Origin of the sequence: Streptomyces purpureus, assembly GCF_014648195.1 — a bacterium.
Classification (GTDB): domain Bacteria; phylum Actinomycetota; class Actinomycetes; order Streptomycetales; family Streptomycetaceae; genus Streptomyces; species Streptomyces purpureus.
The window spans coordinates 16,013-27,229 of record NZ_BMQQ01000012.1 but is presented as its reverse complement, the minus strand read 5'-3'; the positions used below and the strand labels follow the sequence as shown (position 1 = coordinate 27,229).

Sequence of the window (11,217 nt, the reverse complement as noted above, 5' to 3'; positions counted from 1 at the left end):
TGCAACGGTCCGGGGCAGCCCCTTTTCCCGTACGTGTGACGTGCCGGCTAGGCGCGCAGGGTGAGGCGGTCCCCGAGCGCCTCACGGCCGAGGACCTGCCGCTTGCTCAGGCCCACTACCGTCACCCTCAGCTCCGTCAGGTCCCGCAGCGGCGTGAGGTCGAGCCGGTCCGCCGGGACCAGCGGGGCGAGGAGACTGAGCGCGCGCAGCTTCGGGATCGCGGAGATCGCCGCCACATCGTCCCGGGTGACCCGCATGATCTGCAGATCCAGTGAGTCCAGCTCCGTCAGCTCCGACAGCGGCGACAGATCCCCGATTCCCCCACATCTGCGCAGCACCAGCCGCCGCAGCTCCCCGCCGCAGCCGCGCAGAAATTCGAGGTCCTTCACGAGCCCGTTGACGCTCAGGACGAGGGAGGCGAGCCGCCGCCCGGACAGCGCCGCGTCGAGATCGGCGCCGGAGAAGTCCCCGGCCACATCCAGATGCACAGCACCCGGCAGCAGCGCCAGCAGGCTCAGCCTCTCGTGGCCGTTGACGAACACCGGCGCCTCACCCAGATCGATCCGGGTCAGGACCTCGTCCACGTACGCCCGCGCCGGATACCGGTGCCAGCCGCGGGCGAGCGGGAACGCGTCGTCCGGCGCGGTGAAGGCCCCGGCGTACGGCACGGCGGCGGCGCCGCCGATCTCGTTGATCAGCTCGATCACCTGGGTGCGGGAGTCCCCGCTCAGCCGTGCGGGCGACGGCAGGATCGGCAGCAGGTACGCGCCGAGCCGGGCCAGATCCTGCAGCTGGCTGGGGTTGCGGTGCGGGACGACGGACCGGACGGCCTTGCGAACCCGGTCATGGGTGGCGCCGTCCAGCCAGGCCGCGTGCTGCGCGCACAGCGCCGCCAGGACGTACAGGCTGGTCCGTACGGAACGGTCCCGGGTCGCCGCGCCGGCCGCGATCAGCCCGTCGACCAGCTGCCGCAGATCGCGCCGCGAGCAGTGCCCGGCGGCCAGTAACAGCACGTCGTGCCACTGCTGCTCATAGGTGTGCCGCAGCAGTTCGTTCATCAGGTCGTCCTCGATGAACTCCTTCGCCGCCAGGAAGTCCTGGAAGGTCCGGTGCACGAACTGGAAGACGTCCTCCGTCCGGGGCTGGAGCAGACCGCTGCGGTTGAGCAGATGCGTCAGGATCGCCTCCGCGTCGCCCTGGGCCCGTACCCGCGGCATCCCGGCCAGGCCGCGCTCCAGCTGATGCAACGCCTGCTCCCTGGTGAACTCGGTCTGCCCGCCCCGCACCAGCCACACCGCGATCCGCTGGAGCAGCTGCTGATGCTCCTCCACGCTCATCGTGATGCCGTCGGGGGAGGTGATGCGGCGCCGCTTGTCCCGCTCGCCGAGCAGCATCTGCAGCGCCGACTCGTACAGCGCCCAGCGGGTCTCTGGCAGGAAGCCCTGCCGCAGCCGGTGCAGGGCGCAGATGACCGCGCAGAGCAGCGGGGTGCGGCCCAGGTCGGACAGGCTGGGATTGCGGCGGAACTGCTGGATCAGATCGTGCTCCAGCGCCTCCAGGTCCTCGTCCCCGTCGGGGTCGAGCCGGGCCGCCCCGTGCCAGGCCCGGATGAACGCCCGGATGTCCGCGTCCCGCATCGGCAGCAGCGTCAGTTCCTCGAAGCCCTGCGCCGTCAGCCACTCCGGCTCGACCGCGAGCGGCCGTACGGTCGCCACGCAGCGGGTCTTCGGAAAACGGTCGAGGAGGCTGGCCAGCCAGGCGTGCGCGGCCTCCCGGTCCTCCCGCGGCACCTCGTCGAGCCCGTCGACGAGCAGCAGCCCCCGCCCGGCGGCCAGCACGCGCCCCGCCCAGCCGTCCGGCGCGGCGTCCACCATCAGCCGCGCCGCCGCGGGCAGTTCGGCGGGTGAGGGGAACGCGCCTCCCTCGGCGCGCAGCGTCCGCATCGGTACGACGAACGGCACGAGCCCGTTGAGCTCGGAGAGCTCCGGCCCGAGCGTCCCGGCGGCGGCGTGCGCGGCCAGCCACCACACCAGGGTCGTCTTCCCGGCGCCCGCGTCACCGCGCAGCAGCACGCGCGGGCGGGTGGCGAGCAGGTCGTCGACGCGGGAAGGGCCGGAGGCGGAATCGCCCTTGGAGGTGGCCTCCAGGGAGAGGTAGGCGGTGTCGAGATCCCACTCGGAGGCGCGTTTGCCGAGCTCGTCAAGGCCGAAGATCTTGGTGCGGCGGTAGGCGGCGGCGAGGGCGTCGGCGTACTCCTCCTCGTAGCGGGAGTCGCCGGGGTGGAGGTCGGTGACGTATCTCAGCGTGGTCGAAGCGATGACCGGAACGACCCGGCGGAACTCCTCGTGGGCCACGATCGCGGTGAGCGGTACGCACTCCACCCGGCGGTGGCCCCGGCCGCGGGGCACCTCCTTGGCTATGCCGATGAGTTTGTCGCCGGCGAAGAGCGGCGCGCCGGACAGGCCGGCGAGGGGCGACTCAGGCCCCTCCTGCTCCGGCACCGCGGGCCGGTCGAGCTCCATGACGAGCGTGCGCCGGACGAGCCCGGCGGCGGGTAACACCGTGCCGGTGTACTGGTCCAGCTCCAGGCGGTTGCGGTCATACCGCTGGATCTTGGGGAATCCCAGGATCTGGCAGCCGGGCAGCGGCCGGTCGGTGGCGACGGCGCCCGGCAGGGCCGGCGCCGAGTTCAGCTGGTTCACCAGGAGAAGCGCCGCGTCGAGCCGGTCGTTCCGCCAGACGACCTGGCAACGCAGAGGGCTTCTCTCGCCGGGGAGGGCGATGTGGGGCGTAAGGCTCTGCCCCAGCACATGCGCACAGGTCACGATGTGCCGGAAACCGATGAACACCCCTGTGCCCTGGCGCTCGCCGAGGACGGCGACCACGCTCCGCGCGAGCCCCTCCACCGCCATCAACGGCCGAAGCCCGAGATGTCGGCGTCCTCGTCGTTGCCCACGAGCCAGGACCCGCCCGTGCGGGTGTCCTTCGGCGTGAGCGTGAAGGAGACGCGGTGCGTCTGCCCGCTCGTACGGGACCCGTCCGCACCGGCCTCGACGACCCACGCCTTGACCTTGCCGCTTCCCTTCACCTCCTTGCGGAGCTCGATCGTGAACTCCATGTCGATGTCGCCCACTTCGAAGGAGAGCGGCAGGCCGGAGGAGCGGGTGGCGGCTTCGACGAGCTGGTCGCGTACGGAGGCGATGGCGTCGGCGAGTTCGATGCGGTCGATGCTGGTCATGGGGCGGAACGTACCTGGAGGCCGGGTGCCCGGGCCCACAATTCAGCCGAGAGCAAGGTCAGTTGTGGACCTCGATAGAGTCGGGGAGCTGGTCTGCGCCGGTGACCGGGATGTCGGCGGTACGGACCTGCTCCAGCCGGCGCAGGGCCGCCAGGGGGGCAAGGTCGAGCGGGTGCGCGTCCTGCGGGCCGATGATCTCGAAGACCCTGAGCCCCGGGAACGCGTGCACCACGGGGTCCAGGATGCAGCCCGTGCCGCCGGTGACGAGGGCCAGCCACTCGATGTCCGGCATGTACCGTCCGTCGGCGAAGAACGTGAAGTCCCGGGGCTGCAAGGTGAAGGCTCTGAGGCGTGGAAGGGAGGCGATCTCCGCCCAGCGGTCGTCCGTCAGGTCGGCGTCGGTGAGGTCGAGATGCACCAGACTCTCGCGGTCACGCAGTCCCAGTAGACCCTCCTCGGGCCATCCGGGGAACGCGATCGAGGTCAGCGACGACGGCAGGACCTCCATGCTCCAGGCCGCGTCGTCGTCCAACTGGAGCATCAGGTCCTCCAGCCGGCCCAGGCCGGTCAGCGCGCTCAGGTCCGGCCGTTCGCCGGCCCTGTGCAGGTTCAGGCCGACCGGGTCGCAGAAGACCAGGAGGGTGGTCACGGCGCCGTCGGAGACCTCCCCGCGGACGTCCAGCCGGTCCGGGCGCAGCCCTAGACGCTGGATCTCCTCGGCCTGCTCGTCATTCGTGATCGTGTATTCGAGCTCGGCCGGATCGAGCCGGGCCACGATCTCCTCCCCGTACGTCCTCGTCTCGTACCGCGACCATGCCCAGACCAGCTGCGACCGAACCCGCAGAGACCGGTGCTCGGTGAAGCGCCGCAGGTAGGGCAGGGCCGCGTCGATCTTGATGTGGGAGGCCGCGACCACCGCCATCTCCGCCTGCTCGTCCTCCAGCCCTTCCGGCCCCGGCAGCAGTTCGAGCACCGCGCGCCCCGCCGATGCCAGCTCGCGTGCCTCCTCCGCCGTACGCGGCGGGATGACCTCCGCCGTGCGGTCCAGGATCGCCCGGCGGATCTCGGGGGCGACCTCCGTGGCGTGGTCCAGGGCCGTGGCCGCCACGACCAGGATCCGCAGCTGTGTACGGCGGTCCTCCGCCGCGTCCGCAGCGGCCAGCAGCTCCCGGAAGATGTCGGCGGCCTCACGCGGGCGGGCGTGGGCCACGCTCATGCGGATGACGTCCTCCCACTGGTCGTCCGCCGCGTGGTCGGTCAGGACCCCGATGTGCCACTCGTCGACCAGCGCCTTCGCCGCCAGATAGTCCTGGAAGGTGCGGTGGACGAAGTCGACCGTGTCGGGGCCTGGGCGGCGCAGCAGGCCGCTGCGGTGCAGGAGGTGGTTGAAGAGGGCGTCGGGGTCGGCGTGGGCGGCGGCTTCCGGGATCGCCGGGATCGCCGCGCGGACGATCGACTCGGCGTGGGAGCGGTCCATCTCGGTGCGGCCGTTGAGGGTGAGCCAGTACGCGAGGCGCTGGAAGAGCTGGATCTGTGGGGCCTCGCCGAGGTCGACCCCGTACGGCGTGCCCATGTCCCGCTCCCGGTCGCGGCGGGTGAGCAGCATGGACAGCGCGGCGTCGTACAGCGCCTTCCGGCCGCGCGGCAGATAGCCCCGGCGGTCCCGGTGGAGGGCGCAGATGAGCCCGCACATCAGCGGGTTCGTGGCGAGGAGTGCCAGGTCGGGGGAGGTGCGCAGGGCGTCGAGCAGGGGCTGCTCGTACGGCTGCGCGTCCGGCCCCGCGGCTTGGTGCCAGCGCTGGACGAAGGCGGTGACCTCGGCTTTCTTCATCGGCGAGAGGGTGAGCTCGGCGAATCCGTCGGGGGTGAGCCAGTCGTCCCGTACGGCCGAGGGGCGGGAGGTGACCAGCCAGCGGTTGCCGTCGTACGTGGCGAGCAGGTCGCGCAGCCAGCGGCGGGCGCGGTCCCGCTCGGCCTCGGGGACCTCGTCGATGCCGTCGACGAGGATCAGCCCGCGCCCGGCGGTCAGGACCCGGTCGGCCCACCCGTCCGGCGCGGTCAGCGGGCAGCCGACGGCGGACAGGAAACGGTCGGGGGCGGGCAGGCGCTCGCCGTGCCGGGTGAGGGTGCGCAGCGGGAGGACGAACGGGATCCGGTCGCGCAGGTACCCCATCCCGCCTCCGCCATCCCGCTTGTCGCGGGTGGCCGAGACCGCGAGCCACTGCACGAGCGTGGTCTTGCCGGAGCCGGCGAGGCCGCGCAGCAGGACGCGGGGGTGGCGGGCGAGAGCCTGGTCGGCGGAGAGGGGGGCGCGGGCGGCGGCGAGGACACGGATGTCACGCAGGCGGGCCGGCGGCCGGCCGCCCGGCACCGCATATACCTTGCCGTCCTTGTTCGTGGAGCCTTGCTCGGCCGGGGTGCCCGTCGCCTCCAGCGACAGATACGCCACGTCCAGCGGCCAGGCGTCCGGTGAGTGGTGCAGATCGATGCCGTAGATGGTCAGGCTGCCGTGCCTCTTGGCGGCATACGCGAGATAGCGGCGCTCGAACTCCGCGTCCCGCGCGTCGGCGCGTGGCGTGCGGGTGATCAGCGCGTCGACCTTGGCGATGAGTTCCGCCTGGTCACGGCTCTGCTCGACCAGGGTGCGGGCGACGAAGGTGGAGCGCTGGGTGAAGAAGTGCAGGATGTGCAGGCACGCCCACTCGGTGACGGACTCCAGGTAGAGCGTGGCGTCCTGGGAGAGCCCGTCCGGGGCGGGTCCGGCCGAGCGCAGCCAGCGGGCCAGGTCGCGGTGGCCGAGGCGGACCGCCTGTACGTCGTCCATGTCGAGGTCGCCGAGGGCCAGCAGGGTGCGGGCCAGGGCGTCGACGACGGCCTCGGTCTCGTCGGGCGGGAACGGCCGCTCGGCCCGGGAGGCCCCGGAGCCGCCGCTCATGGACTCCTCGACCAGGGCGGCCGCCAGGGTGCGCACGTCCCGGTCGGTGAGGGTGCGCTTCTCGCCGCGGAAGGAGACGAGGCGGGAGAGGCGGATGCGGCGGTCGGTGAGGCCCGCCCCCGGGCCGTCCTGGACGAGGAGCCTGCGGACCAGCGGCCCGATGGCGCTGGACGCGAGGCGGGTGCCGATGATCGCTGGATCCATGTCCGTCCCCCCGAGAAGCAAGATCGATCCGATCGTCAGCCTAACGACGGACGGGTTTCGAGGGGGCTTGGTTGCGTGACCCAGGTCGCATTGGGGCGTCCCGCGCCGTGACAAGGCGCACAGGCGTTTTCGGGCGTACTACGCGGAATAGTGGTGGCGATACCACCCATTTCGGGACGTTCGGCAGGTCTGGGGCGGGACCTTCGGGCCGGTTGGACCTCGGTGGGCGGATCCCCCGCCCCTGGGAGCCTTTCGGGCTTGCCGGACATGGGGTTAAACCCAATTCCTCATCATGTTTTGTCCGTATTTGGAGGCCGGGTTTCCGGCGCGTCAAGACCTTGCCGGCGCGGGAGATCGCTACGACGCAATGTCGTAGATGGGGCCTTTGAGTCGAGATGGGGGCGTGGGTTACCAAGGGATGGCACCACCGCCCGGCGCGCCGCTCGCGTCGGGTCCGCTCTTGTCCGGAGGTCTTTCCCGTATGTCGAAGCGCGCCAAGCATTCCGCCCGTACCACCGTCGCCGCCCTGATCGCCGCCGGCCTGGGTGCAACCGTCGTGTCCGGGGCCGGAAGTGCCTTCGCCGCTGAGAACAAGGCCGCTGTCCCGGCCGTCGCGGCCGGTACGTCCGCCGCCGTCGCCGCGCAGGCCGACGCGCAGGCTGCCGCCGCTGCCGCCAAGGTCCAGGCCGCCCAGCTCAAGGCCGCCGTCGCCAAGGCGAAGGCCGCGAAGGCCAAGGCCGCCAAGAAGCCGGCCGCCTGGGTCAAGCCGGTCATCGGCTACACCCTGACCGCCAGCTTCAACCAGGGTGGCGCCATGTGGTCCCACAAGCACTCCGGCCAGGACTTCGCCGTACCGGTCGGCACCCCGGTCAAGGCCGCCGGCGCCGGCACCGTCGTGAAGGCCGGCCCGAACGGTGGCGGCGACGGCCCCGCGTACGGCAACGCCATCGTCGTCAAGCACGCCAACGGCAAGTACTCGCAGTACGCCCACCTGTCGAAGATCAACGTGAAGATCGGCCAGAAGGTGAAGACCGGCCAGACGATCGCGCTGTCCGGCAACACCGGCAACTCCTCCGGTCCCCACCTGCACTTCGAGGTCCGCACCACCCCGAACTACGGCTCGGCCCTGAACCCGGCGGCCTTCCTGCGCTCGAACGGCGTCACCATCTGACCGGTCCGACCTTCAGGCCCCGTGGGCCTGGGCGACCAGATCGAGGGCGACCTCGAGGACGGCTTCATGCTTGTCCTCGGGGTCGCCCTCGACGTTCTGCATGAAGAACATCCCCGCGTGCATGGTGAACATCGCGCTGACGCAGCGGACCTTGTCCTTCATGGAGAAGTCCGGCTCCTGCACCAGGTCGATCAGCGTGAGCATGCGCTCCTTGAACGTCAGGCCGATGCTCAGGTCGCGCACCGTCGCCTGGTTCTCCTGCATGAAGCGGTACAGCGGGGCCGCGTGGGCGAGCGCGACCTGGTAGCGGCGCAGGATCTCCTGCTTGGTCTCCAGGGTGCGCGGCTGCTCCTCGGCCCAGGCGATCAGCTCGTCCATGGGGCGGGTGAGGTCGTGGAAGAGCCCGACGAGGATGTCTTCCTTGGTCTTGAAGTGGTAGTAGAGCGCCGCCTTCGTGACCTCCAGCCGCTCGGCGATCTCGCGCAGCGAGGTCTTCTCGTAGCCCTGCTCGGCGAAGAGTTCGAGGGCGACGTCCTGGATGCGCTGGCGCGTGTTGCCTCTGACCATGACTGCCTGCTCTCCCACGAAACTTACTTGACGCCCGGCTAGTTACGCGTCTACCGTCCCCATTGTAGTCAACTAGCCGGTCGGCAAGTAAGCGCCGGGCGGGGCGGGAGTGATCACGATGGACGCGACGACAGACACCGGCAACGAGGCGAAACGGCCGCGCAGCGTGCGGGTGGTCCTCCTCGCGCTGATGATCGCGATGCTGCTCGCCATGCTCGACAACGTGATCATCGGCACCGCGATGCCGACCATCGTGGGCGAGCTCGGCGGCCTTGAGCACCTCTCCTGGGTGGTCACTGCCTACACCCTCGCCACCGCCGCCTCCACCCCGATCTGGGGCAAGCTCGGTGACATGTACGGCCGCAAGGGCGTCTTCCTCACCTCGATCGTGATCTTCGTGATCGGTTCGGCGCTCAGCGGCATGGCGCAGGACATGGGCCAGCTGATCGGCTTCCGTGCCGTCCAGGGCCTGGGCGCGGGCGGCCTCATGGTCGGTGTGATGGCGATCATCGGCGATCTGATACCGCCCCGCGACCGTGGCAAGTACCAGGGCATGATGGCCGGCGTGATGGCCCTGGCCATGATCGGCGGCCCGCTCGTCGGCGGCACCATCACCGACCACTGGGGCTGGCGCTGGTCCTTCTACATCAACCTGCCGCTCGGCGCCGTCGCGCTCGCCATGGTCACCGCCGTGCTCCACCTGCCGAAGAAGGAGCGCGCGAGCACCCGGATCGACTACCTCGGCGCCACCCTGCTGACCGTCGGCATCACCGCCATCGTGCTGGTCACCACCTGGGGCGGAACCGAGTACGCCTGGGGCTCCGCCACCATCCTCGGTCTGACCGCCCTCGGGGCCGCCGCCCTCGGTGCCTTCCTGTACGTGGAGACCCGCGCCGCCGACCCGATCGTGCCGCTGCACATCTTCCGCAGCCGCAACTTCTCCCTCATGGCCGTGATCGGCTTCCTCACCGGCTTCGTGATGTTCGGCGCGGTGCTCTTCCTGCCGCTGTTCCAGCAGTCCGTGCAGGGCGCCTCCGCCACCAACTCCGGGCTGCTGCTCCTGCCGATGCTGCTGTCGATGATGGTCGTCTCGCTGATCGCGGGCCGGGTCACCACCAACAGCGGCAAGTACAAGATCTTCCCCATCGTCGGCGGCGCCCTGATGGTCGTCGGGCTGTTCCTCCTCGCCCAGATGGACACCGGGACCTCCCGGCTCACCTCCGGCGTCTACATGGCCGTGCTCGGCGCGGGCATGGGCTTCCTGATGCAGATCACCATGCTGGTCGCGCAGAACAGCGTCGAGATGAAGGACATGGGCGTCGCCTCCTCGTCCTCGACCCTCTTCCGCACGCTCGGCTCGTCCTTCGGCGTGGCGCTCATGGGCGCGCTCTTCACCAGCCGGGTGCAGTCGGAGATGGCCGCCCGGGGCGGCGCCGGGCTCACCCAGCAGTCCGCGCAGCTGGACGCGGCGAGTCTGGCGAAGCTCCCGGAGGCGCTGCGCGAGGCGTACCAGCACGCCGTCGCCGCGGGAACGCACTCCGCGTTCCTGCTCGGCGCGGCGGTCGCGGTGATCGGCTTCCTCGCGGCCTTCTTCGTCAAGGAGGTCCCGCTCCGTGGCGCGGGCCCCGAGCCCGCCGCGGTCTCCCCGTCACCCGAGGTGAAGGTCGCCGAGCCGGTCTGATCCGGCCGAACCGGTCCGACCCCGTTGCACAACAGCGAGGCCCCCGGCGCCCACACGGGCACCGGGGGCCTCACCCGTACAGATGGTGCGCTACTCCGGGAACTGGATCATCGGAAAGCTGCCCGTGTTCGTCGGCGCGTGGTCCGGCAGCCACAGGACCGCGATCGCCCCGCCGGACCTCTCCGCTCCCTCCGGCGCCGCGTTGCGGAACGTCAGCCGCGCCCCCAGCACCCGCGCCTGCCCCGCCGCGATCGTCAGACCAAGACCGTGCCCGTGCCCGGCCCGGTCGCTCGCGCCCGTACGGAACCGGCTCGGACCCTCCCGCAGCAGCGCCTCCGGGAACCCCGGGCCGTGATCACGGACCCGTACGACCCGGCCCTCGACGGTGACCTCCACCGGCGGCTTACCGTGCTTGGCGGCATTGGCGAGCAGATTGCCCAGGATCCGCTCCAGACGGCGCGGATCGGTGTTCACCCACGACTCGTGGACCACATGGACCACCGTCTCCGGGTTCAGCGCCCGCACCCGCCGCTCGACGAACTCGCCCAGCGCGATCTCCTGAAGCTCCGCCCGCTCGGACGCCCCGTCCAGCCGGGCGACCTCCAGCACGTCCTCGACGAGCGTCCGCATCGCCTGCGCCCTGTCCCGTACGAGCTCGGTGGGCCGGCCAGGCGGCAGCAGTTCGGCGGCCGTGAGCAGCCCGGTCACCGGCGTCCGCAGCTCGTGCGCGATGTCAGCGGTGACCCGGCGCTCCGCCTCGATCCGCTCGTGCAGCGCGTCGGTGAGGGCGTCGACCGCCCGCGCCAGCTCGTCCGTCTCGTCCCGCACGACGCCGCCGATGGCGTTGCGGACCCGTACGTCCGTATTGCCCTGCGCGACCTTCCCGGCCGCCGCCGCGGCCTTGCGCAGCCGGCGGGAGAGCTGACCGCCGATGAGCACACCGAGCGCGCAGCCGCCGAAGACGACCGTCACCGAGCCGATGATCAGGGCCCGGTCCAGATCGGCCATGATCTTGGCGCTGCGGTCGGCGAAGGGGATGTGCAGGGACAGGATGTCGCCGTTGGCCAGCGGCACCGCCGCCCACACGTCCGGCGGACCGCCGTCGCCGTGCTCCTGCACGAAGGTGCCGCGCCGCTGGTCGCGCATGAGCTCGCCGAGCTCGGGCGGCAGCATCGGGTCGTTGAGCTTGGTCCCGAAGCGGGGCTCCTTGGGCTTGGCGGACTCGTACATCCGCTGCGCGAAGAGCAGCCGCTCCATCTGCACCTCGCGCGCGTTCTCCAGCATCGAGACGCGCGCCGCGTTGTGCACGACCAGGCTGAGCGCCACCGCGATCAGCGCGCCCACCGCGGCGATCGCGATCGAGATCTTCCAGCGGACGCCCGTCCGGAGCGCGAACCGCCTCATCCGTCCAGTCCTATGGC

General features: G+C 71.1%; 7 protein-coding genes. 2 read left to right on the top strand and 5 right to left on the bottom strand.

Features of this window, described 5'->3' with window-relative positions:
• Positions 1-47 precede the first annotated feature (47 nt).
• Genes IEZ01_RS16875 through IEZ01_RS16865 form a run of 3 tightly spaced genes read right to left on the bottom strand, consistent with a single transcriptional unit; the run spans position 48 to position 6,377 of the window.
• Positions 48-2,912 carry an NACHT domain-containing protein gene (locus IEZ01_RS16875; protein WP_189202423.1) on the bottom strand — a complete coding sequence of 955 codons (2,865 nt, stop codon included), beginning with the start codon at positions 2,910-2,912 and terminating at the stop codon, positions 48-50.
• Entirely contained in the window at positions 2,912-3,238 is a 327-nt protein-coding gene (locus tag IEZ01_RS16870) for a trypco2 family protein (RefSeq protein ID WP_019888457.1), read from the bottom strand. The genes IEZ01_RS16875 and IEZ01_RS16870 overlap by 1 nt, the downstream gene beginning before the upstream one ends.
• A 58-nt stretch (positions 3,239-3,296) precedes the next feature.
• Positions 3,297-6,377 carry an NACHT domain-containing protein gene (locus tag IEZ01_RS16865; protein WP_189202421.1) on the bottom strand — a complete coding sequence of 1,027 codons (3,081 nt, stop codon included), beginning with the start codon at positions 6,375-6,377 and terminating at the stop codon, positions 3,297-3,299.
• Between the two features lie 481 nt (positions 6,378-6,858).
• Between IEZ01_RS16865 and IEZ01_RS16860 the strand changes: the two genes are divergently transcribed.
• A complete protein-coding gene (locus IEZ01_RS16860) occupies positions 6,859-7,548 on the top strand; it encodes a M23 family metallopeptidase (RefSeq protein ID WP_189202419.1) in 690 nt (229 codons plus the stop codon).
• Between the two features lie 12 nt (positions 7,549-7,560).
• On the opposite strand, the gene IEZ01_RS16855 is transcribed toward IEZ01_RS16860, so the two are convergent.
• Positions 7,561-8,115 carry a TetR/AcrR family transcriptional regulator gene (locus IEZ01_RS16855; protein WP_019888460.1) on the bottom strand — a complete coding sequence of 185 codons (555 nt, stop codon included), beginning with the start codon at positions 8,113-8,115 and terminating at the stop codon, positions 7,561-7,563.
• Between the two features lie 118 nt (positions 8,116-8,233).
• Here IEZ01_RS16855 and IEZ01_RS16850 point away from each other — a divergent pair, with 118 nt between their 5' ends.
• Positions 8,234-9,796, top strand: coding sequence for an MDR family MFS transporter (locus tag IEZ01_RS16850; protein WP_189202417.1), 1,563 nt, complete (start codon positions 8,234-8,236; stop codon positions 9,794-9,796).
• A gap of 90 nt (positions 9,797-9,886) precedes the next feature.
• Here the strand turns inward: IEZ01_RS16850 and cseC are convergent, their stop codons facing one another.
• The gene (cseC, locus tag IEZ01_RS16845) at positions 9,887-11,200 is read right to left on the bottom strand and encodes a two-component system sensor histidine kinase CseC (protein ID WP_019888462.1); all 1,314 of its coding nucleotides are present in this window, start codon (positions 11,198-11,200) and stop codon (positions 9,887-9,889) included.
• Between the last annotated feature and the right edge of the window lie 17 nt (positions 11,201-11,217).